Genomic DNA, 21,332 nt, shown 5'->3' with positions numbered 1-21,332 from the left:
AAATAGGTGATTTCAGTGGCATTACTCGATCAATTAAACGCTGATATGAAAGAGGCAATGAAAGCGAAACAAAAGGATCGCTTATCTGTCATTCGTATGTTAAAAGCATCTTTACAAAATGAATCAATTCATTTAGGTGTAGCAGAGTTAAATGAAGAACAGGAATTAACTGTTCTGTCACGTGAAGTTAAACAACGTCGAGATTCTTTAAAAGAATTTAGAGATGCTGATCGTGAAGATTTAGCAGAAAAAATCGAGCAAGAGTTAGTGTACTTAAATGCTTATTTACCAGCACAACTTACTGAGGAAGAGATTAAACAACTAATATCTGAAACAGCTAAAATGATTAACGCAATCAATCCATCTGACATGGGTAAGTTGATGGGTGCAATCGTTCCTAAAACAAAGGGACGTGCAGACGGTGCCCTAGTAAGTACATTAGTGAAAGCTTACTTAAACCAAAACTAAAACACACATTTATGTGTGTTTTTTTAATGAGTGAGATATTAATAGTGTGCATAAAAAAAGATTATTAAATTCTAGAATTTAATAATCTTTTTGTTTTATTTTTTAACTGTTTTCTTTAATGGTCCAGTCCAGTTTGTTAATCCACCTTCAAGTTGATAGATGTTTTCATATCCTTTTCCGTAAAGAACTAATGCGGCACGTTTACATACCTTACCTTTTTCACAATATAAGTAAATTGGTAAGTCACGACGTAATTTACCTGGGTTACGTGTTAACATTACAAATGGAATGTTACGAGCCCCGTTGATATGTCCTTGATCAAATTCCTCTTTTTTGCGGAGGTCTACTAATTGTCCTTTACGCATATTCTCAACGAATTCTTTTTCTGATAAATTCACGACAGCCTTTTTTGATTCACGGCGCATCATAATAAATAGTCCTAAAATGATCCCTAAAATAATCGCAATGATTAATAATCTCCAATCCATCATTAGAACCTCCTTTTTCTTAATTATAATAATATTTTACAGAATTTTAAGATAAAAATAAAGCACTTTTATAGGGATATCGTGGGAGTTTTTAAAACAATCAGGGATAAAATACTAAGAGATTAGGAAAAGGCTAAAAAAAGAGGTTTTATTAGGCAAAAAAGGGCGGGTTTGCATGGACAATTTAATCATTAATCGTTATAATTAAATACGGAAATGATTATCATACTACTAGGAGTAGTTTGTATAGTGTGCAAGGAGGATTTTTATGATTTCTACAAATGATTTTAAAACAGGAATGACAATCGATTACGAAGGAAACTTATTCCAAGTTATCGAATTCCAACACGTTAAACCAGGTAAAGGGCAAGCGTTCGTACGTTCTAAATTACGTAACTTACGTACTGGAGCTGTTATTGATAATACATTCAATGCAGGTGAAAAAGTTAAACGTGCTCACATTGAAAAATCAACAATGCAATTCTTATACTCAATGGGTGAAGAATATGTATTCATGAACAATGAAACATATGAGCAATTAGAAATCCCAGTTGCACAATTAGATTATGAGAAAAACTTCTTAGTTGAAGGTATGGAAGTTAAAATCAATACATTCAACAGCGAAATTTTAGGGGTTGAAGTACCTGAAAAAGTCACTTTAGAAGTTGTTGAATGTGAACCAGGTGTGAAAGGAAACACAGCTTCAAATGCAACTAAGAGTGCAACAGTTTCAACTGGATACTCTTTACAAGTTCCATTATTCGTTGAAGTTGGAGATAAATTAATCATCAACACTAACGATGGACGTTATGTTTCTCGTGGGTAATCGTTTATAATTGAATGATTCTGAAAGACTTAAAAGGCTGCTGCTTTTTAAGTCTTTTTTTATTTTCTAAAATAAGTCAAGAAATAGGTGGTTTAAAGGTACGGATAGGAAGGTGTTTTTCCGACAGTGAAAACAATAGGTGATTTGTTTTAAGGCGTTTTAAGCAGGAATATGACGTGTATTTAGTAGATGATAGAGGAGGAGCGGTAAGAATGGTCTGAAAGTATCATTTTTTTCTTTAAGAGGACATAAGGTTAAGTAGCAAATTTTAATGAAAGGATGAGGTGGAAGAAACATGCCGATAGTTGATATAACGGGATTACTAAGGTTTGCGGGAGTTGCATTTATCCTTGGATTTATTGCGTTGTTTTTTAAAAAGTTTGATGTTGGAAAGGAAATAAGTGAGTTAGTCATGCTAGCTGGGTATGTTTATATGTTAGTCTTTATTGTGCAACTCATTGAAGTTTTAATGACGAGTTTACGAACGATTTTTATGCTATAAAGGAGGGGGTCATCATTGATATTGTCAAAATACTTACACTCGTAATTGCATGTGCCATTATTTATTTATTATTAAATGAAGTCAATTCAAAATACGCCAAATGCTTTAGTTTAGTTTTGCTGACGTATTTTTTTATGATGGCCTTACAACTCTTATCAAGTATGATTGGGGAAATTACTAACGTCTTTTTGAATTTTAATGTAGAGCAGCAGTATGTGACCATTATTATTCGATTAATTGGGATTGTGTATTATGCAGAATTCGTTAGCTTTTTATTAACCGAAGCGAGTTTGGGTAATGTTGGAAAGATGTTTGAGTACATCGTTAAGTTGTATTTAATTGGATATAGCTTACCCATGATTATTACACTCTTTGAACTTATCTTATCAGTCGTCTAACTAATTTATGTACTAGGAGGGGGAGCAATGGATGGAGCAAGTGTGGATCTATCATCTTTTGAAAATATTTGGGCTGAGATTTACAGTCAATATGATTGGCTCATCAATGCGGACTACTTAGATAAATCCAATCTGTTAAATGTTGAGAATTTTAATATTGTTGGATTTTTTCAATCGCTAGGTGATTATGCGATGCATGAATTATCCACGGGTTTTTCTCAATTTAAAAGTATTTTAATTTTTTTGTTGATTATCGCATTGTTTCAAAATATTCAATCCTCGTTTTCAACGAAGTATGAGAAAATCACGAATACCGTTTTAAAACTAGTTTTGATGGTTCAGCTCTTTCAGTTATTTATTTTTTATCATGATTATGTATTAGATATTTTAACGAGATATATGAATATTGTCGTCGCGATTTTTCCAATTTTATTATCGTTGATTACGATTACGGGTGCTCTTTGGAATCAGGCGTTATTTAAACCTGCGGTTGTCTTTTTAATTAATGCTTCTTATTTCTTTATTAACGCGATTAGTATGCCTTTAACAGTCGTTGGGACGATTTTTGGCTTTATTAATCAGATTAATATTGAAGACTTGTACGGTCGTTTAATTGAATTTATTAATAAAATTGCGATTTGGACATTAGGTGGCTATTTTGCCTTTTTTTTAACATTAATGTCCATTCAGAATATAACACTTAGCTTTGCGGACGGATTGTTTTTTCGAACGACACAAAACTTAATGAATCATATCCCTGTGATTGGAACGCGTTTTACAGATACGGTTGTCTCAGTTGTTTCGACGTTATCCATTTTAAGAAATAGTGTTGGGCTACTTAGTGTAATTACTTTAGTCGTCGTCGTGGCATTCCCAGTGATAAAGGTGGGTGTTAGCCTAATTTTATTTCGTTTATTAGGAGCGGTGATTCAACCGATTATTAGCAAAGATTATATTAAAATTTTAGATGTCTTTAATACGGGGATGACGAATTTACTCGTCATTATGATTATTATTGGTGTCATGTTTATCTTTACATTCTTCATTATTTTATACAGTTCAAATATGATGCTACTAACGAACTAATTCTAGGTGACAAGTTTTGAGGAGATGGGAAAAGATATGCTATATGAATACGCAAAGCAAATAATCGCTATGTTTTTTTTGATAGCTATTGTCAATTTATTGGTTATTCCGGCTTCCTATAAGAAAATAATTACATTTTATCTTCACTTTTTTATCATAGTTATCATTTTAAAGCCGGTGATTAGTATAATGAATAATGAAGTTAGTTCATTCATTGATTCGATTTCATTTATCAATGAAGAGGAATTTGATCAATCCATTCAGTATTACCAAGGGCTAGTTGAAATTGATTTATCGAAAGTAACGATGGCTGAGATTGAGACATTAGTTCGTCAAGCTGAAAGTGGATGCCAAGTTCAAATCGTGGGATTTGATTTCAGTGAAGTGCTAACGCTAGAGATGGTTGAGACTGAGGAGGAGGCAAAAACGTGCGTGCTCAATAAATTAGGTCTTAATCGGGAGGATGTCGTTTTTAAGAGGGGAGGTCGATGAAAAGAGGCAACTAAATTGGAATCTAACATGAGGTGAGATAGGGGGTAGAAGATGTGGAAAAGAAACCGACAGAAAAGTCAGGGTCAATAAGCTTAACAATTCGTAAGGTAATGACTGATCTAGGACCATTTAGAATCATCATGTTGATTGGAGCCATCTTTGTGGTGTCATTCTTGTTAAAAGATGATTTTAGCTCTCTGTCTGGGAATCATTTATCTTCGGCACCATCTGTCGAGGCAAGACACAAAGAACAGATCACAGCTTTATTTGATTCAATAGAAGGAGTAACAGTCGATAGTATAAATATCTCATATAAATCGGTTGCTGATTCTTCAACGACACTCTTTGTTTCAAGTCAAACAGATACTGTTTCAAATGGCGTTGTGATCGTCTATCGAGGGACGATTAAAGCACCTTATGATGTGACGCATGCCATCAGTTTGTTGCTTGATGTTCCAATTCATCAAATTTCATTATTAAATGCATCTGAACTAGGGGGAAATTAAAATGAACAAAAATTCATATGTAACAGCCGCATTATTTGTAGTTTTCGTATTATTAACTGTATTCTATATTAGTATTGGAGATAGCAAGGATTCAACAACGAATAAAGTGGGATCAACATCAACGTTACCACAAGCAAATTTAGAGATTAATCCAACAGACGCTCAAAGTGGAAGTGAGTTAGTTTCAAACCAAGAGTCTGGAGATGATGAGACAGAGACAGCGGGAACATCATCTGAGGTTAGTGCCATTCAAGTGCAAAGAACTGAGGCAGCTAAAGCTAAAAGCCAATTACAAGCTGATTTAACAGCTATTATTGCAAGCAAAGATGCTGATGCTGAAGAGAAAAGTGAAGCAAAAGATAATTTAGAAAAAATTAATAAAGATGCACAACATGAAAGTATTCTTGAATCAATGATTAAAGCAAAAGGATATTCAGATGTTTTAGTTCGAGTAAACGAGGAGACTGTTCAAGTTCATTTACAATTATCTGAATCTCAATCAGAACCGACATTAGAACAAACAAACGAAATTATTATGATGGTAAAAACAGAATTTACAACTGATCCAGATGTTTTAGTTCAATTAACGCCAATTAATTAAGAATAAAAAATGAGCCAGGTCGATAGGGGACTTGGCTCATTTTTTAAATAGCTCTGTTAGACAATTTTTCGGTAACCAATCGCTGGATCCCGACGATTATTAAATCTCGTTTTTAAAGATTTTATCTAGTTCAAGTGGCTAAATAACGAATCCCACACGTTTGGTCTAATGAGGTTTTAAAATAAACGCAATAAAAAAGGACCTTACTTGTCAGACAAATAAGATCCTTTTTTATCATGTTTAAGGGATGAAAAACACCGACGAAGTGTCGGTATTTGATTATCCTAAACCGTTGATTTTTTTGCTTAAACGTGATTTTTGACGAGCTGCGAAGTTTTTGTGGCAAATTCCTTTTGCAACAGCTTTGTCTAATTTTTTGTTAGCTGTATTGTAAGCTTCTTTTGCAGCTTCAACGTTTTTGTTTTCGATAGCAACTTCAACGTTTTTGATAGCTGTACGCATAGATGCTTTGTAAGAAGCATTGAATTGACGACGTTTTTCGTTTGTTTTCACACGTTTAACTTGTGATTTAATATTTGGCATTCCGTTCACCTCCATTGAAAATACAACAAAATCATTCTATCAGACCAAGGTCTAAAATGCAAGAAGAAATTACAATATTTAATCAAATGGTAAAAATTCCATTAAACTCATGTAGAAGAATGATTTGTTTTTATATGTAAAATCAGCATTATTTAGAATATTTTTCTAGAAGCTCTGTTTTTAATGTCCATAATTCTTTTGATAAGTCAACATAATAGCGATGAGGTTTTTCAAAGCGTAAGACTTCTTCCCATAACATCTCAATTTGTTCTTTAGAATAAGTCACGATTTCTTCTAAAGTAGGAGAGGTATAAACAAATTCTCCATTTAAGAAGATTGGGGCTAATAATGGACGAGCAATGAAGTTTGTGATTTCTTTACGTTTCCATGTATGTTCTGGGTCAAAAATGGTATATGGTTTTGTGTCGTCAATTTTTTCATGAGCTAGGGTAATGACATCAGCAATGGCTTTCTTTGTATCACGATCATATAGACGATACACTTGTTTTGAACCTGGATTTGTAATTTTTTCAATATTGTTACTAATTTTGATTTTTGGAATCATTTGTCCTTCTTTTTCAACGGCTACAATTTTATAAACGCCACCGAATACAGGTTCTGTTTTTGAAGTAATCAGACGCTCTCCAACTCCAAATGAATCAATCGGTGCATTTTGAATGAGTAAATCTTTGATAATATACTCATCCAATGAGTTTGAAATCACAATCTTTGTTTCATGTAATCCCGCTTCATCTAATAATTTACGGGCTTTTTTTGATAAATAAGCCGCATCTCCACTATCGATACGAATGGCTCCTGGTTTATATCCTTTTGGAATTAAGATTTCTTTAAATACTTTAATCGCATTTGGAACCCCTGATTTTAATGTATTGTAGGTGTCGACTAATAAGGTACAGTTTTCTGGGTAAAGTTCCGCATATTTTTTGAACGCCTCATATTCTGAATCAAACGTTTGGACCCAACTGTGAGCCATCGTTCCAAGTGCAGGGACATTAAAGTCACGATCAGAGATTGTACAAGCTGTTCCTTTACATCCGCCAATATAAGCGGCACGAGCACCTAAAATAGCACCGTCTGCCCCTTGTGCTCGACGCGCCCCAAGTTCTAATACAGGACGACCATTAGCTGCACGGACGATACGATTTGATTTGGTAGCAATTAAAGATTGGTGATTAATACTTAATAAAATCATCGTTTCGATGAATTGTGCTTGGATAATTGGACCACGAACCGTTAAAATAGGCTCATTCGGAAAAATAGGTGTTCCTTCAGGAATGGCATAAATATCGCAAGCGAACTTGAAATTTTTTAAGTAGGTTAAGAATCCTTCAGAGAATAATTGTTTGCTGCGAAGATATTCAATGTCCTCATCTGTAAATTCTAAGTGTTTTAAATATTCAATTAACTGCTCAAGACCGGCCATAATCGCAAATCCACCTTCATCTGGAACGCGACGGAAGAACATATCAAAATAAGCGATTTGTTCTTCCATTCCATTTTCAAAATAGCCGTGGGCCATTGTTAATTCGTAAAAGTCTACGAGCATCGTTAAATTTACTGATTTTAAGTTCATAGTTAAAGCCTCTTTCTAGTTTGTAATTTCACGGACAATTTCAATTCCATTCATGTGCATTTTATATAATGCCATCACGTTCATAAAATCACCCGCATGAACGCCCAAGTCGTACGTCTCAACACTATTGATTGGAACGATGATACGGCTCGGACGATTTAGTGTCGTAAAGTAGGTTTTTAAGGTTAAAACGAATTGTTCAACGCAAATATCCGTACAATCGCCAACGACAATAAATTGTTCAATCGTTGGATGTTCTTTTAACCAGTTATGAAAGGCTGGTTCTAAAAATCCATTCGTTGAACCTTTAAGCACTAATTCATAGCCCCCCACTTCTTTAAGTTCATCAACGATTTCACTTTCACTTGTTCCAACTAAGCAGTGAGGAGGATAAGTAGCAAATTCAATTGAGGATTCGTTGTGACTATCTGCGAAGGCTAGCATCGGAAGCTTTTTTTCTTTTGCCTGCGTCATTAACTCACGAATTGCAGGGATAATCGTTTGAATGCGTGGAGAAGACATTGGGCCTTCTTTGACGAATCCGTTGACCATATCTACAATAATAATCGCTGTATTTGATGCTTCCAATGATTGAAGCATCAGGGATGGAGCTGTATTTAGAATGTCAACGATTTGAATCAAAGAAGCTTCACTAGACTTTAGTAAAGCCTTTAAATCATACTTCATTTAAAAACCTCCCATTTTTATGTAATTTTCTATCTATCGGAAAGATATAGCACTATTATAGTATATTTGACGTTTATCACCAACTCTTTCATGATGACATTTCAAAATATATCTGAAAAAAGTTGTCATCTCTTTTCTAACTACGTTATAATAACGGTAATTGTGTTATGGAAGGATGGATTTTGATGTCAAATAAACGCTTATACCGAGCAAGTCAAGGAGCCATGATTTCAGGAGTCTGCCAAGGAATTGCCGATTATTTTAAGATGGATGCTACGATTATTCGTTTAATTTGGGTAGTTGTAACTATTTTTCATTTGGATTTGCTGGTGTTGTTTTATATATAGCTTGTATTTTTATTATTCCAGATCAAGCGACTGTTACTCATCAGCAAAAACAACAACCGAAAAGTTCAGTGTTTGATTCAAGTGAGTATACGGTTAAAGATGCTGATAAAAATGATCGTGTGTAAGGCTATATTCAATTAAAAATTAGTTAAACTAAAACTGGACGCTACTGATTGGAGAACTAGCCTCCGGTTTTTAGTATTATATAATTGCTAAAACTTGTGTATAAATGTAGAGAATTGTTATCATTTTACGAAAGATATGGTAGAATAAAAACAAAAAAGGAGGCTTATTTATGTCAGAGATTTTAGGAAACTTAAAACCACAAGCGGTTTTTCATTATTTTGAACAAATGACAAAAATTCCACGCGAATCAGGAAATGAGGCTGCGATTAGTGAATATTTAGTAAACTTTGCAAAAGAACATAATTTAGACTATGTTCAAGAACCATGTAAAAATGTGATCATCACAAAACCAGCGACGCCAGGTTATGAAGACGCTCCACGTGTCATTTTACAAGGACATATGGACATGGTTTGTGTGAAAGATGACGAATTAGATTTTAACTTTGAAACAGATGCATTACCTATTTATGTAGATGGTGATTGGTTACGTACAAAGGGAACAACATTAGGAGCCGATAACGGAATCGCAGTAGCCATGTCTTTAGCTATTTTAGCGGATGAGACGTTAGAGCATCCTGCCTTAACGGTATTAGTCACAACTGAAGAAGAAACAGGGATGGATGGTGTAATGGCCTTAGATCCTGCTAATGTTCCAGGTGACATTTTAATTAACATCGACTCAGAAGAAGAGGGTGTGGCTTTAGCTTCATGTGCCGGTGGTGTGCGTAACTCATTAAAATTACCAATCGAGTGGACAGAAGTGGATGCAGCCGGATTAACTTCTTATGAAATTGTGATCAGTGGATTAAAAGGTGGGCACTCTGGAATTGAAATTAATAAATGCCGTGCCAATGCGAATAAATTAATGGGACGTTTATTACACTACATTCAAGATTTAAATGTGTCAGTTTCATCAATTGCTGGTGGAGAAAAAATGAATGCCATTTCTAAGCGTGCCATCTTAAATATCACGCTTGCACAAGAACAGTCAGAGGCATTGGAATCAAAAGTGAAAGACTTTGAAATCATGGTTCGTGCTGAGTTTGAAACAGCCGATCCTGGAATCTCAGTGGTTACAACGAAAAAAGACACGGTAACAAAAGTCTTTACAAAAGAAACAGCTCAAAATTTAATGTATATCTTACAGTTAATCCCTTATGGACCACAAACGATGAGTGCTAACATTCCAGGATTAGTTGAAAGTTCAAGTAATATTGGAGTTGTTGAGATGGATGAAAACGAAATTGAATTCAATAGTGCCATCCGAAGCTCAGTAAGTTCTTTAAAACGTGAAATTAACCATCGTATTCAAGCCATTGCTAATTTAACAGGGGCAACGATGGAGTTAATTGCGGACTATCCAGAATGGGAATTTGAAACGGAATCAAAAGTTCGTGAGATTATGAAAGACGTTTATCAAGAAATGTTTGGAAAAGAATTAGAAGTTTCGGCAATTCATGCAGGACTTGAATGTGGATTCTTATCTCAAAAACTTGGAAAAATTGATATGATTTCAATCGGACCAGATATCACAGGTGCACATACACCAAAAGAATCATTATCGATTCCATCAACTGAACGCGTCTATAATTTCTTATGTGACGTTTTAAAAGCAATCAAATAATTAAATCCTATTAAAAAAGGACGTTCTCAATATGAGAATGTCCTTTTTTGTGTTAGATGTGCATAAATGAATAAGAGAGGCAATTAAAGGGGGAGAAATCAATGAATTCAAAAATAGCAGATGGATTATTGTTAGTCGTTGCTATCATTTGGGGAGGGGGCTTTCCCGCTGTTGGATTAGCGATAGAGAGTGGGATGGGGCCAGCACAGTTAACTGCTTTGAGATTTATCGTTGCAGCCGTAGGAATGGTGATGATTTTCTTTAAAGTGTTAAAATCTATTAAAAAAATTGACGTGATAGGGGGAGTCTTAGCCGGAATCTTTTTATTCATTGGCTTTTCGTTTCAAACAATTGGCATGCAGTATACGACAGCTTCAAAAAATGCCTTTATTACATCTACTTATGTCTTACTTGTCCCGCTACTTGGAGTTATCTTTTTTAAACGGCGCTTATCAGTTACACAATGGACTGGGATTTTACTCATGGTGTTAGGCGTTAGTTTTTTATCTCTTGAAAAAGATTTTTCCATGAACATAGGGGATATTTTGACCTTAATTTGTGCAATTGGTTTTGCTGTTCAAATTGTGATCACCGGCTTATTTAGTCCGCGTTGTAATCCGTATTGTTTTAATACAATACAGATGGTAACTGTTGCTGTTTTATCGTTCATTTGGTCATTGAGGATGCCCTGGGTCGAGGTCTCATTTCGTAGTGGAATCGCCGTTTTGTATTTAGGGTTATTGAGTACGCTGTTTGCTTTCTTGATTCAATCGATCGCGCAACGTCACACATCTGAAGCAAAAGTAGGATTGATTTTATCATTTGAATCATTATTTGGAGCGATTTTATCCGTTCTTATTTTAGGTGATCCTGTGACAGTCAAGCTTTGTATCGGTGGAATTTTCAGTGTCTTAGCTGTCTTAATGATTGAATGGGACCCTGGCGTGTTAAAAAGAAAACAAGTGATACAACAAGAATAAAAGACGAGCTTAAATTGTCTTTTTTAAATTTGAGAATAAATTTTGAATAAATTTTCATGAAATAACTAAAACTAGCTCACACTATTTTTGAGGTGATTATTATGAATGAACAGGAAATGAAAAAGTGGCAATGTCGTTCAGATTTAGCGTTAGAAGCCGTTGAACAAATGGTCGGGCAAGTGAATGAGGCGTCTCAAGAAGGGGTGAAATACGAAGAAGATAATATTAAAGGATTAAAAGTGACTTGCATTGATGTAGCACCTGAAGCAGTTGAACGTGTGGGAAAAAAGGCAGGTCGTTATATGACACTCGATACGTCTTCTATCATTACTCATGAACATGATCAGTTAACGGTGGCGATGGAAGTCTTTGCAGAGCAATTATCGAAGCTATTAAAACATCGAGACATTAAAGAAACAGATACTTGTTTAGTGATTGGACTCGGAAATGATCATGTGACGCCTGATGCATTAGGACCAATGGTCGTTGATGAAGTCATTGTGACGCGTCATTTATATGAGCTTCGTCCAAATGAAGTGGATCGAAGTTATCGTGAAGTCAGTGCATTAGCACCAGGTGTGATGGGGATGACTGGAATCGAAACATATGATGTGATTGAATCACTGGTCAAAAAAGTGAAGCCAGATTTCTTAGTCGTTGTGGATGCTTTAGCTTCGCGTTCGATTACTCGTGTCAATAAAATGATTCAAATGACTGATACAGGAATTGCACCAGGTAGCGGGGTCGGAAATAAACGTAAGGCAGTTGATGAGGAATCGCTAGGTATCCCTGTTTTTGCAATCGGGGTTCCAACTGTTGTCGATGCGGTTTCGATTACGAGTGATACGATCGATTTTCTTCTTAAACATATTGGGAAATCGTTAAAAGAGGAGTCGCGCTCTTATAAAAAACTCGTGCCATTTTCAAGTGCACGTCAAATATATACCGATGAAGATTTACCGTCTCCAGAACTTCGTGAGCAATTTATGGGGCAAGTCGGAAACTTAGAAGAAGAAGAGAAGCGCCAATTGATTTCTGAGGTCTTAACACCAAATGGTTATAATCTAATCGTGACCCCAAAAGAAATCGATACAGAAATGGAGGATTTAGCGACATTAATTTCCAATGGTCTCAATCGAGCCTTACATCCAAATGTACAATTTAGCTAATTCTTGACCATAAAACAACAATAATTAACACCACTGATTTTGTATAATAACGTATATGTTTTAAAGAGGTAAACGTTACGCGAAAGGTAAGCATCTTTCGATGAAATACAACAGTCAGGGGGCGGGGGAGATTGAATCGAAAACAACGTTTAAGGAGAAAAAAATGGAAGAAAAAGCTGAATAAATTAACACCCTATATCATCATACTGGGATTTGTTCTCACACTTTGCTTCACGCAGTTTTTTCAGTTGCTATATGTTAATCAAAAAGAAGCTTACGATAAACATGTGAAACAAGAAACAATTTTATCAAGTATTTTTGATTTTTCAACCGCGGGAGATATTGTGGATGTGGTGATGAATTTACAAAAATACTTTGCAGAAATCATGACTTCACTGGACTTGAATCAACTTTGCTCCTTTATCAATGATGGGTTTGCTTTTATTAATATGAAGGCACCGAGTCAAAGTGCAACAGCAGCAACGCCACCACAAGATTATAAATATACATATGTTAGTGAGGAATTAGATGTCGAACCGATGGAAGAAGTAATCACAACCGATCCGTTGGTTTATATCTTTAATTCTCATGATGGTGAACTATATGAAAGTGGAGCTGTGAATGAGCAGTTAGGTCGGCCAGTTAGTGTGGTTGATTTATCTTACATGGTAGCTGAGCGGTTACAAAGTCAAAATATAAATACATTAGTTGAATCTCGTTCAGCGGCAGAGGTTGTGAGTAAAAATAAGTGGCATTATTCATTATCTTATAAGGCATCACGGATGTATTTAGAGGATACGGCGAGTCAACATGAGACCTTACGCTATTTTATTGACTTTCATCGGGATTCGATTAGTTATGAGAAATCTGTTACAACGATTGATGGGAAACCGTATGCCAAAGTGATGTTTGTGTTAGGAACTGATAATGAGCGATATCAAGAAAATCAAAAAATTATTCAAGAGTTAGAAGCCTTATTGAGCGAAAAATATCCTGGATTATCGCGAGGGATTCGTGAAAATGGCGGGGTTGGCTATAATGGGGTTTATAATCAAGATTTTGCCACGACGATGATTTTAATTGAGGTGGGAGGTGACTATAACACCTATGAAGAGGTCACTAATTCAGCCCAGGCAGTGGCAGATGTTTTAGCAACGTATATTAAAGCGCATGAATGATGGGGGGGTGCTTATGAAAAAAGGGGGGCTAATCATCATAGCCATTTCTTGTTTTATGCTAGGGATGTCGTATAGTCTTCACGTTGAAGACTTGAAAATTCAATCGACAGCGCAAGCCTCAACATTTTTAAATGAACAAATTGAGCAATACGAAGCGAGTTTAAAAGACGAAGAAAATACGTTTATTCCCTATAGTCAGACCGTGCAAACCAGCCAAACGAACAGTAGTAAACCCATCACTCAAACTTCAAGTCAACCGTCACCTACGACATCCACATTAAACAAAGTGAGTGGGGTTAGTCACAATAATATCTCTAAATTAGGACAAGACATCGCAGATGTATTAAAAACCATTGTGCGTGAGGTTTTGCGTACAGTGGTTAGATTTTTTGATCAATTAATCAGTGAATAAGGCGTGATCTCATTTAATATAAAAAATGGAACAAAATAAGACTATTGACCGAGTGAGTATTTGGGGCAATAGTCTTTTTGTATGGTTTCTTATCTCAAAAATAAAGAGGTCATAAAAATAGCTAAATCATGATAAAAACAAGAGATTCCACAAATTTTTCTTGTGAGATAAGTAAATTTAAAGTAAAATAGAGTGGATATTATTTTACCGAAATGGAGTGAGCTTTGTGAGTGCGATTAATAGCGAACAAATCAAAGAGCGACAAAAACGAATTCGCAACTTTTCAATTATAGCCCACATCGATCATGGGAAAACAACACTTTCGGATCGTATCTTAGAGCGAACGAATGCGTTGGAAAAACGTGAGATGAAAAATCAGCTGTTAGACTCAATGGAACTTGAGCGTGAGCGCGGAATTACGATTAAGTTAAATGCCGTGCAGTTGACATATAAAGCTAAAGATGGAAATGAGTATATTTTACATTTAATTGATACCCCAGGACACGTCGATTTTACGTATGAGGTATCACGTTCACTAGCTGCTTGTGAAGGAGCCGTATTAGTGGTCGATGCGGCACAGGGAATTGAAGCCCAAACCTTAGCGAATGTTTATTTAGCCTTAGATAATGATTTAGAAATTTTACCTTTAGTCAATAAAATTGATTTACCAAGTGCCGATCCAGATCGTGTGAAGCAAGAAGTCGAAGATATCATCGGATTACCAGCTGATGATGCTGTGTTAGCTTCTGCTAAAGCGGGAATCGGAATCGAAGAAATTTTAGAACAAGTCGTTGAAAAAGTCCCAGCACCAACAGGAGATCCTGATGCACCACTTCAGGCTTTAATTTTCGATTCAGTTTATGATCAATATCGTGGAATTATTGCTTCAATCCGTGTGGTAAATGGAACGATGAAAAAAGGTCAAATCATTCGTATGATGGCAACAGGTGCTGAATATGAAGTCGTTGAAGTTGGAGTTCATACGCCACATGAAAAAGTAGTCGACTATTTAAGTGTTGGTGATGTAGGATTCGTGACAGCGTCAATTAAAGATGTGAAGACGGTTCGCGTGGGGGATACGATTACATCAGTTGATAATCCAGCGGAAGAACCATTACCAGGGTACCGTAAATTAAACCCAATGGTTTTCTGTGGATTATATCCGATTGATGCTGCTCGTTATAACGATTTACGTGATGCATTAGAAAAATTAGTTTTAAATGACTCATCATTACAATTCGAGCCTGAAACATCACAAGCCTTAGGATTCGGATTCCGTACTGGATTCTTAGGATTATTACACATGGATGTTATTCAAGAACGTATTGAACGTGAGTTTAACATTGACTTAATCGCAACAGCACCGTCGGTAATCTATCATGTTTACTTAACAGACGGAACGCAGTTAATTGTCGATAACCCATCACAAATGCCTGAACCACAGACCATCAAATCAATTGAAGAACCTTATGTTAAGGCATCAATCATGACACCAAATGATTATGTTGGCGCTATCATGGAATTATGTCAGAAAAAACGTGGTGTCTTCATCGATATGCAATATTTAGATGAAACACGTGTTCATGTTAACTATGAAATTCCACTTGGAGAAATCGTTTATGACTTCTTTGACCAATTAAAATCATCAACAAAAGGATATGCATCATTTGATTATGAGTTAATTGGATACAAGCCATCAAAACTTGTGAAGATGGATATCTTATTAAATGGTGAAATTGTCGATGCGTTAAGTTTAATTGTTCATAAAGATTTTGCCTATTCACGTGGTAAAGTGATCACTGAAAAGTTAAAAGAAATTATCCCAAGACAACAGTTCGAGGTTCCAATTCAAGCTGCGATTGGTGGGAAAATCATCGCCCGTTCAACAATTAAGGCCTTACGTAAAAACGTCTTAGCTAAATGTTACGGAGGAGACATTTCACGTAAACGTAAATTACTTGAAAAACAAAAAGAAGGTAAGAAACGTATGAAGTCTGTTGGATCAGTTGAGGTTCCACAAGAGGCATTCATGGCTGTATTATCAATGGACGAAGATTAAGAGAGGGCAAAGACCTCTCTTTTTCTATTAATAGGGAGTAAAAACTAAGCAAGTTCATTTATTGTTTGGAATGTTTAAGATAAACTAAAAAAGAATCATAATAAAGAGGTGATAAATATGTTATTAACGAATTATCATACGCATCATGATCGTTGTAAACATGCCAAAGGTGATGTTGAGGCTTATGTTAAAGAAGCAGTGAAGCATAATTACGCTGAAATTGGAATGAGTTGTCACACGCCACATCAAAATTTCCCTCAGATGGGAACACGTCGTATGGATTACTCTGAGTTAGCAACATATTTTAAAGATATTGAACAAGCTCAGAAAAAATATCCACAAATTAAAGTTTTAAAAGCCTTAGAGTGTGAATATTTTCCACACCTTCATGATTATATGACGGAATTAAAACAACAAACCGATTATTTAATTTTAGCGCAACACTATATTGAAATTGATGGTAAATTCAAAGATGCCTTCCATTTCACAAAACCTGAACAATTAAACGTGTATGCATCGTGTATTGAAGAGGCACTGGCAACAAAGTTATTTGCCATTTTAGCACATCCTGACGTTTTTATGACTCTTTATCCACGTTGGGATGAGGCTTGTGAAGCAGCCACACGCCAAATTGCACAAGCGGCATTAGATAATGATGTCATTTTAGAAGTGAACGCTAATGGATTAAGACGCGGGAAGCAAACGTATCAAGATGGGGTTCGTTATCCGTATCCATCTGAAAAATTCTGGTCAATTATTGCGAATGAATTCCCAACCGTAAAAGTGATTGTTAATTCAGATTGTCATAATCCGGCTTATCTAAATGATGAGTATATGCAAATGGCCCGTGACATGGCGAAACGCTTAAATTTAAATGTCATTGAACGTCTATAGAGGTGTCAGATGGCGAAAGGATTATATATACATATTCCATTTTGTGATCATATTTGTACGTATTGTGATTTTCCTAAGTTAATCACGAAGGGACAACGTCATGAGGAATACATTCAAGCACTCCTACAAGAGCTAAAGTATTATGAGCAACAGGTCGGATTTGACGACCTTCAATCGATTTATATCGGAGGAGGAACGCCCACAGCTTTAAGCGTCGATCAAATTCAGCCGTTATTTGACTATTTACATGAAGCGATTAAGATGGAACAAATTGTCGAATTTAGCATTGAAGCCAATCCAGAGAACTTAACGGAAGAAAAGGTGGAATACTTACTTTCACAACAAATTTCCCGCTTCAGTTTGGGCGTTCAAACCTTTCATGAAACACTGCTGAAACGAATTGGCCGCCAACATGGGAGTCAACATGTAGAACAAGCGGTTGCGACATTAAAGGCTCATGGAATGTATAATATTAATTTAGATTTGATTTATGCCATTCCTGGACAGACCATTGAACAGTTAAAAGAAGATTTAAAGAAGGTAATTGCTCTTGATGTGGAACATATTTCAGCGTATTCTTTAATTGTTGAGGAGCATACGCAGTTGTATTTAGCTTATATGAAAGATCAGTTAAAATTAACAGATAATGAAATTGAAGCAAACATGTATGAAATGGTTATAGAGATGTTGGCTCAACATGGCTACCAGCACTATGAAATTAGTAATTTTGCAAAATCAATTCCAAGTCTTCATAATCAATGGTATTGGAAAAATGAAGAGTATATTGGGACGGGACTCGGTGCGCATGGTTATGTAGAGGGGACCCGCTATCAAAATACACGCTCTATTAATACATATATTGAGTCATTGAAAAAACAAGAATTACCTGTGATTGAGTCAAGTGTTTTATCGAAAGAAGAAAAAATTGAAGAAGAAATGTTTTTAGGTTTACGCCTCATGGAAGGAATTAATCTAGAACAGATTTCAAAAAAATATAGTGTGAACGTAGAAGCAATTTATCAAGAAGCGTTGGAAAAATTAATTCAAGCTCATGATTTAGAGCGCGTTGGAAATCAAATTCGTTTAACGCGTCAAGGTTTGCTCATGGCAAACGATGTGTTTGAACAATTTTTATTATCGATTTAAAAGAAAGTGATGAGGTGAATTATGGACGGGGTATTGTTACTAGATAAGCCGGCAGGAATGACATCGCATGATTGTGTTAATATTGTCCGTAAAGTGTTGAAAACGAAAAAGGTTGGGCATACCGGAACGCTTGATCCAAGTGTAACAGGTGTTTTACCGATTTGTGTCGGACGTGCCACGAAGATTTCGCAGTTTTTAACAGCAAATGAAAAAGAATATTTAGGTGAAGTTACAATCGGTTTTTCAACGACCACTGAAGATGCTGATGGTGAATTAGTTGAAGAAAAACGAGTCGACCGTACGATAACGAAGGAAGAAGTGGAAGCAGTTTTAAAAAGTATGCTCGGAAGTAGTATTCAAGTCCCACCGATGTATTCAGCAGTTAAGGTTAATGGTAAAAAGCTATACGAATACGCACGTGCTGGACTTGAAGTTGAGCGTCCACGTCGTGAGGTCACGATTTATGAATTAGAACTATTAGGCGACGTTCATCAAAGTGAAGATGGATTAGTTAAATTTAGTTTCCGTGTCAAAGGAAGTAAGGGATTATTCGTTCGCACGGTAGCTGTAACGATTGGAGAAAAGCTTGGATATCCAGCACATATGTCTCATTTAAGACGTATTGCCTCAGGTGTTTTTAATATTTCTGATTGCTTAAGTTTAGAGGCTTTCAAAGAAAAGGCTGAATCGAATACATTAACTTTGTTGACATTAGAACAGGCAATGGCAGATTTCCCATCGGTTGTGGTCGATTCTTGGGTTGAAAAACTAGTACGAAATGGCGTACAATTATATCCGAAACAAGTTAATCATGTCACAGTGTCTCCAGTGGCACTTTATAGTCAAAGTGGACAATGTTTAGCAGTATATGAAAAGCACCCAACTAATGATGTCTATCGATCAATGAGGGGCTTCTTTTAGGAAGTGATTGAGATGGAAGTTATACATTTAAATTTAAGTAAAAAATTGGATCAACCGATTGCTGTCGCCTTAGGTTACTTTGATGGGCTACATCTTGGGCATCAAGCGGTGATTAAAGAAGTAGTAGATTATGCGAAGGCTCATCAAATGCGAAGTGCCGTGATGACCTTTTCTCCCAGTCCGAATATCTTTTTAAAGAAATTAGACAGCGATCGTTTATTAACACCTTATCAAGAAAAAGTAAGCCGCTTAACTGAATTAGGTGTGGATGAATTGATTATTTTACCATTTAATGAAGCGTTAGCAAATATGAGAGCCATTGATTTCATCGAACGTTATCTCATTCAGTATGGGGTAGCACATGTCTCAACAGGATTTGATTTCCGATTCGGACGAATGGGGGAAGGTGAGGTGGAATTATTGGGAGGTTACTCAGATCAATTTAGCTTAAATGTCACTCCTAAATATGAATTAGAACAGGAGAAAATAGGAGCCACTGAAATTAAGCGTTATTTAGCAGATGGAAATATTAAAAAAGTGACACAAATGCTGGGGCGACCGTATCGTATCCACGGAATGGTTGTGAGCGGTCAACAACGAGGGCGTCAAATTGGTTTTCCAACAGCTAATCTTCAGTTAAGTGAAGACTATGTGATTCCTAAAAAAGGTGTTTATGCAGTTGAGGTTGAAATTGAAGGACAACGCTATGTGGGAATGTGTAATATTGGTCATAATCCAACGTTTAACTTTAATGATCAAGTTTCAATTGAAACGTATATTCTAGATTTTAGTGAGGATATTTATGGCAAAGAGATGACACTTGATTTTTGTGAGTATTTACGAGAGGAAAAGCGTTTTGGTTCCATTGCAGAACTGATGAAGCAATTAGAGGTTGATCATCAATATGTTAGAAGTTATTTTAAATTAAACTTGAATTAATTAAAAAGTATGATACAATTAAACATGTCCTTATTCTATGCTTTTAGCTCCTCCAGCGATTGGCTTGGATTGAGGCGTATTTATCAGAATTATAGGAGGTAATAGTAATGGCTATTTCTAAATTAGAAAAACAAGAAATCATCAAAGCTTATGCAGTACACGAAGGAGATACAGGATCTCCAGAAGTACAAGTTGCAGTTTTAACTGCTGAAATCAATCGTTTAAACGATCACTTAAAACAACACAAACATGACCATCATTCACGCCGTGGATTATTACGCATGGTTGGTAAACGTCGTAACTTATTAACTTACTTACGTAACAAAGATATCAACCGTTATGCTTCATTAATCGAGCGTTTAGGATTACGTCGCTAATTAAAAAGAACCTTCATTTGAAGGTTCTTTTTTTTATTTTAAAGGCTTTAGCCTGTTGAGCTCGCGAAGCGTGCGAAACATAAAACCACCTGCTATGCGGGTGGGAAATAAGGGTTATACCACTAAAAAATCACCTTTCTTCCTATAATAGAGTTGTTCAGGCTACTATTTTAGAAGAGAAAGGTGATTTTTATGGCCAATAAGGCAAATAGTTTATCTCACACAAAGTGGATGTGTAAGTATCACATTGTGTTTACTCCTAAGTATAGACGAAAAATAATTTATAATCAATATAAAACCAGTATAAGAGATATATTAAAACAATTATGTGCCTACAAAGGAGTAGAAATAATAGAAGGACATCTGATGCCAGATCATGTCCATATGTTAGTAAGTATCCCACCAAAAATGAGTGTCTCAAGTTTCATGGGATATTTGAAGGGGAAAAGTGCATTGATGATTTTTGATAAACGTGCAAATTTAAAATATAAATTTGGAAATAGACACTTTTGGGCCGAAGGATATTACGTAAGTACAGTTGGATTAAATGAAGCAACGATTAAGAAATATATACAGGAACAAGAAAGCCATGATATAGCCATGGATAAATTAAGTGTAAAAGAATATGAAGACCCTTTTAAAGGGTAGCTAGCCATACGAAAACTCCTTTAGGAGTAAGCAAAAGCGGCAAAGGCAAGTAGCTTGAACAAAGTGAAAGCTAGCGCCTTGAGACGCTAGCCGGTAACAAGGGCTTATAGCCCTAGTGAAAACCACCCGTTTGACGGGTGGTTTTTATTGCTCTTTCAGATGAAGGCTGATAATTCTTGTTGAGAATGCTTATAATAAGGATGTCAGGTGATAAAATAAAGAAAAAGGTTATTTTTAAGCAAAATTTTAGTGAAGTTGCCAAATTAGGTATGAATATGAAAAAAATTATTTCTTTAAATTATTTGCTTATGGTATGATAGA

26 protein-coding genes are annotated in these 21,332 nt (G+C 35.7%); 22 read left to right on the top strand and 4 right to left on the bottom strand.

What is annotated here, in order from left to right; all coding sequences use genetic code 11:
- Positions 1–15 precede the first annotated feature (15 nt).
- Positions 16–468: a GatB/YqeY domain-containing protein gene (locus AT726_RS00440; RefSeq protein ID WP_055244819.1), complete on the top strand. Its 453-nt coding sequence runs from the start codon at positions 16–18 to the stop codon at positions 466–468.
- A 95-nt stretch (positions 469–563) separates the two neighbouring features.
- Here the strand turns inward: AT726_RS00440 and AT726_RS00435 are convergent, their stop codons facing one another.
- Entirely contained in the window at positions 564–956 is a 393-nt protein-coding gene (locus AT726_RS00435) for a rhodanese-like domain-containing protein (protein ID WP_055276578.1), read from the bottom strand.
- Positions 957–1,224: 268 nt separating this feature from the next.
- On the opposite strand from AT726_RS00435, the gene efp reads away from it, so the two are divergent.
- The 7 genes from efp to AT726_RS00400 all read left to right on the top strand — a co-directional run bounded on the left by efp (position 1,225) and on the right by AT726_RS00400 (position 5,367).
- A complete protein-coding gene (gene efp, locus AT726_RS00430; protein WP_055244815.1) occupies positions 1,225–1,782 on the top strand; it encodes an elongation factor P in 558 nt (185 codons plus the stop codon).
- 295 nt (positions 1,783–2,077) lie between these two features.
- Entirely contained in the window at positions 2,078–2,284 is a 207-nt protein-coding gene (locus tag AT726_RS00425) for a SpoIIIAC/SpoIIIAD family protein (protein ID WP_055244381.1), read from the top strand.
- Between the two features lie 137 nt (positions 2,285–2,421).
- Positions 2,422–2,682, top strand: coding sequence for a stage III sporulation protein AD (locus AT726_RS00420; protein WP_237297145.1), 261 nt, complete (start codon positions 2,422–2,424; stop codon positions 2,680–2,682).
- A 27-nt stretch (positions 2,683–2,709) separates the two neighbouring features.
- The gene (locus AT726_RS00415) at positions 2,710–3,768 is read left to right on the top strand and encodes a stage III sporulation protein AE (RefSeq protein ID WP_055276575.1); all 1,059 of its coding nucleotides are present in this window, start codon (positions 2,710–2,712) and stop codon (positions 3,766–3,768) included.
- 24 nt (positions 3,769–3,792) lie between these two features.
- Positions 3,793–4,260, top strand: coding sequence for a stage III sporulation protein AF (locus tag AT726_RS12655; RefSeq protein WP_144436932.1), 468 nt, complete (start codon positions 3,793–3,795; stop codon positions 4,258–4,260).
- 53 nt (positions 4,261–4,313) lie between these two features.
- Positions 4,314–4,766: a hypothetical protein gene (locus tag AT726_RS00405; RefSeq protein ID WP_055306050.1), complete on the top strand. Its 453-nt coding sequence runs from the start codon at positions 4,314–4,316 to the stop codon at positions 4,764–4,766.
- A gap of 1 nt (position 4,767) precedes the next feature.
- A complete protein-coding gene (locus tag AT726_RS00400; RefSeq protein WP_055276568.1) occupies positions 4,768–5,367 on the top strand; it encodes a SpoIIIAH-like family protein in 600 nt (199 codons plus the stop codon).
- 279 nt (positions 5,368–5,646) lie between these two features.
- Here AT726_RS00400 and rpsT read toward each other — a convergent pair whose 3' ends face one another.
- The 3 genes from rpsT to AT726_RS00385 all read right to left on the bottom strand — a co-directional run bounded on the left by rpsT (position 5,647) and on the right by AT726_RS00385 (position 8,191).
- On the bottom strand, positions 5,647–5,910 hold the full coding sequence (gene rpsT / locus AT726_RS00395; protein ID WP_055244388.1) for a 30S ribosomal protein S20: 264 nt from the start codon (positions 5,908–5,910) through the stop codon (positions 5,647–5,649).
- Positions 5,911–6,058: 148 nt separating this feature from the next.
- A complete protein-coding gene (locus AT726_RS00390) occupies positions 6,059–7,504 on the bottom strand; it encodes a nicotinate phosphoribosyltransferase (protein WP_068758793.1) in 1,446 nt (481 codons plus the stop codon).
- Between the two features lie 15 nt (positions 7,505–7,519).
- Positions 7,520–8,191 (bottom strand): cysteine hydrolase family protein, encoded by a 672-nt coding sequence (locus tag AT726_RS00385; RefSeq protein WP_068758792.1) that lies wholly within the window; start codon positions 8,189–8,191, stop codon positions 7,520–7,522.
- Positions 8,192–8,358: 167 nt separating this feature from the next.
- Here AT726_RS00385 and AT726_RS13105 point away from each other — a divergent pair, with 167 nt between their 5' ends.
- The 14 genes from AT726_RS13105 to tnpA all read left to right on the top strand — a co-directional run bounded on the left by AT726_RS13105 (position 8,359) and on the right by tnpA (position 21,011).
- Positions 8,359–8,538, top strand: a complete 180-nt coding sequence (locus tag AT726_RS13105) for a PspC domain-containing protein (protein ID WP_335338309.1) — start codon at positions 8,359–8,361, stop codon at positions 8,536–8,538.
- Positions 8,484–8,663 carry a hypothetical protein gene (locus tag AT726_RS13100; protein ID WP_237297142.1) on the top strand — a complete coding sequence of 60 codons (180 nt, stop codon included), beginning with the start codon at positions 8,484–8,486 and terminating at the stop codon, positions 8,661–8,663. Before AT726_RS13105 ends, AT726_RS13100 begins: the two co-directional genes overlap by 55 nt.
- A 170-nt stretch (positions 8,664–8,833) precedes the next feature.
- Positions 8,834–10,288 (top strand): aminoacyl-histidine dipeptidase, encoded by a 1,455-nt coding sequence (locus AT726_RS00375; RefSeq protein WP_068758791.1) that lies wholly within the window; start codon positions 8,834–8,836, stop codon positions 10,286–10,288.
- A gap of 101 nt (positions 10,289–10,389) precedes the next feature.
- Entirely contained in the window at positions 10,390–11,268 is an 879-nt protein-coding gene (locus AT726_RS00370) for a DMT family transporter (protein ID WP_068758790.1), read from the top strand.
- A 101-nt stretch (positions 11,269–11,369) separates the two neighbouring features.
- Complete coding sequence (gene gpr, locus AT726_RS00365; RefSeq protein WP_055304683.1) at positions 11,370–12,437, top strand: GPR endopeptidase; 1,068 nt, start codon at positions 11,370–11,372, stop codon at positions 12,435–12,437.
- Positions 12,438–12,568: 131 nt separating this feature from the next.
- Entirely contained in the window at positions 12,569–13,615 is a 1,047-nt protein-coding gene (gene spoIIP, locus AT726_RS00360) for a stage II sporulation protein P (protein ID WP_068758789.1), read from the top strand.
- A gap of 13 nt (positions 13,616–13,628) precedes the next feature.
- Entirely contained in the window at positions 13,629–14,027 is a 399-nt protein-coding gene (locus tag AT726_RS00355) for a hypothetical protein (RefSeq protein ID WP_068758788.1), read from the top strand.
- Positions 14,028–14,253: 226 nt separating this feature from the next.
- On the top strand, positions 14,254–16,086 hold the full coding sequence (lepA, locus tag AT726_RS00350) for a translation elongation factor 4 (RefSeq protein ID WP_269465079.1): 1,833 nt from the start codon (positions 14,254–14,256) through the stop codon (positions 16,084–16,086).
- Between the two features lie 117 nt (positions 16,087–16,203).
- Positions 16,204–16,980: a histidinol-phosphatase gene (locus tag AT726_RS00345; protein ID WP_068758787.1), complete on the top strand. Its 777-nt coding sequence runs from the start codon at positions 16,204–16,206 to the stop codon at positions 16,978–16,980.
- 9 nt (positions 16,981–16,989) lie between these two features.
- Entirely contained in the window at positions 16,990–18,126 is a 1,137-nt protein-coding gene (hemW, locus tag AT726_RS00340) for a radical SAM family heme chaperone HemW (RefSeq protein ID WP_068758786.1), read from the top strand.
- Between the two features lie 21 nt (positions 18,127–18,147).
- Positions 18,148–19,047 (top strand): tRNA pseudouridine(55) synthase TruB, encoded by a 900-nt coding sequence (truB, locus tag AT726_RS00335; RefSeq protein ID WP_055244406.1) that lies wholly within the window; start codon positions 18,148–18,150, stop codon positions 19,045–19,047.
- A 12-nt stretch (positions 19,048–19,059) separates the two neighbouring features.
- Positions 19,060–19,986: a bifunctional riboflavin kinase/FAD synthetase gene (locus AT726_RS00330; protein WP_055276552.1), complete on the top strand. Its 927-nt coding sequence runs from the start codon at positions 19,060–19,062 to the stop codon at positions 19,984–19,986.
- Positions 19,987–20,093: 107 nt separating this feature from the next.
- Positions 20,094–20,363: a 30S ribosomal protein S15 gene (rpsO, locus tag AT726_RS00325; protein ID WP_068758785.1), complete on the top strand. Its 270-nt coding sequence runs from the start codon at positions 20,094–20,096 to the stop codon at positions 20,361–20,363.
- Positions 20,364–20,555: 192 nt separating this feature from the next.
- On the top strand, positions 20,556–21,011 hold the full coding sequence (gene tnpA / locus AT726_RS00320) for an IS200/IS605 family transposase (protein WP_068758784.1): 456 nt from the start codon (positions 20,556–20,558) through the stop codon (positions 21,009–21,011).
- Positions 21,012–21,332 lie beyond the last annotated feature (321 nt).

It is taken from the genome of Turicibacter sp. H121 (assembly GCF_001543345.1).
Classification (GTDB): domain Bacteria; phylum Bacillota_I; class Bacilli_A; order MOL361; family Turicibacteraceae; genus Turicibacter; species Turicibacter bilis.
This window is presented reverse-complemented; position numbering and strand designations above follow the sequence as displayed.

Bases quoted from the DNA above. Each gene is read 5' to 3' on its own strand.
- tnpA (WP_068758784.1), top strand. From the start codon at position 20,556: ATGGCCAATAAGGCAAATAGTTTATCTCACACAAAGTGGATGTGTAAG.
- AT726_RS00385 (WP_068758792.1), bottom strand. From the start codon at position 8,191: ATGAAGTATGATTTAAAGGCTTTACTAAAGTCTAGTGAAGCTTCTTTG.
- rpsT (WP_055244388.1), bottom strand. From the start codon at position 5,910: ATGCCAAATATTAAATCACAAGTTAAACGTGTGAAAACAAACGAAAAA.
- AT726_RS00420 (WP_237297145.1), top strand. From the start codon at position 2,422: ATGGCCTTACAACTCTTATCAAGTATGATTGGGGAAATTACTAACGTC.
- AT726_RS00345 (WP_068758787.1), top strand. From the start codon at position 16,204: ATGTTATTAACGAATTATCATACGCATCATGATCGTTGTAAACATGCC.
- AT726_RS00370 (WP_068758790.1), top strand. From the start codon at position 10,390: ATGAATTCAAAAATAGCAGATGGATTATTGTTAGTCGTTGCTATCATT.
- hemW (WP_068758786.1), top strand. From the start codon at position 16,990: ATGGCGAAAGGATTATATATACATATTCCATTTTGTGATCATATTTGT.
- AT726_RS13105 (WP_335338309.1), top strand. From the start codon at position 8,359: ATGGAAGGATGGATTTTGATGTCAAATAAACGCTTATACCGAGCAAGT.
- AT726_RS00375 (WP_068758791.1), top strand. From the start codon at position 8,834: ATGTCAGAGATTTTAGGAAACTTAAAACCACAAGCGGTTTTTCATTAT.
- AT726_RS12655 (WP_144436932.1), top strand. From the start codon at position 3,793: ATGGGAAAAGATATGCTATATGAATACGCAAAGCAAATAATCGCTATG.
- AT726_RS00390 (WP_068758793.1), bottom strand. From the start codon at position 7,504: ATGAACTTAAAATCAGTAAATTTAACGATGCTCGTAGACTTTTACGAA.
- AT726_RS00435 (WP_055276578.1), bottom strand. From the start codon at position 956: ATGGATTGGAGATTATTAATCATTGCGATTATTTTAGGGATCATTTTA.
- gpr (WP_055304683.1), top strand. From the start codon at position 11,370: ATGAATGAACAGGAAATGAAAAAGTGGCAATGTCGTTCAGATTTAGCG.
- AT726_RS00355 (WP_068758788.1), top strand. From the start codon at position 13,629: ATGAAAAAAGGGGGGCTAATCATCATAGCCATTTCTTGTTTTATGCTA.
- AT726_RS00425 (WP_055244381.1), top strand. From the start codon at position 2,078: ATGCCGATAGTTGATATAACGGGATTACTAAGGTTTGCGGGAGTTGCA.
- AT726_RS00415 (WP_055276575.1), top strand. From the start codon at position 2,710: ATGGATGGAGCAAGTGTGGATCTATCATCTTTTGAAAATATTTGGGCT.
- truB (WP_055244406.1), top strand. From the start codon at position 18,148: ATGGACGGGGTATTGTTACTAGATAAGCCGGCAGGAATGACATCGCAT.
- AT726_RS00400 (WP_055276568.1), top strand. From the start codon at position 4,768: ATGAACAAAAATTCATATGTAACAGCCGCATTATTTGTAGTTTTCGTA.
- AT726_RS00330 (WP_055276552.1), top strand. From the start codon at position 19,060: ATGGAAGTTATACATTTAAATTTAAGTAAAAAATTGGATCAACCGATT.
- rpsO (WP_068758785.1), top strand. From the start codon at position 20,094: ATGGCTATTTCTAAATTAGAAAAACAAGAAATCATCAAAGCTTATGCA.
- efp (WP_055244815.1), top strand. From the start codon at position 1,225: ATGATTTCTACAAATGATTTTAAAACAGGAATGACAATCGATTACGAA.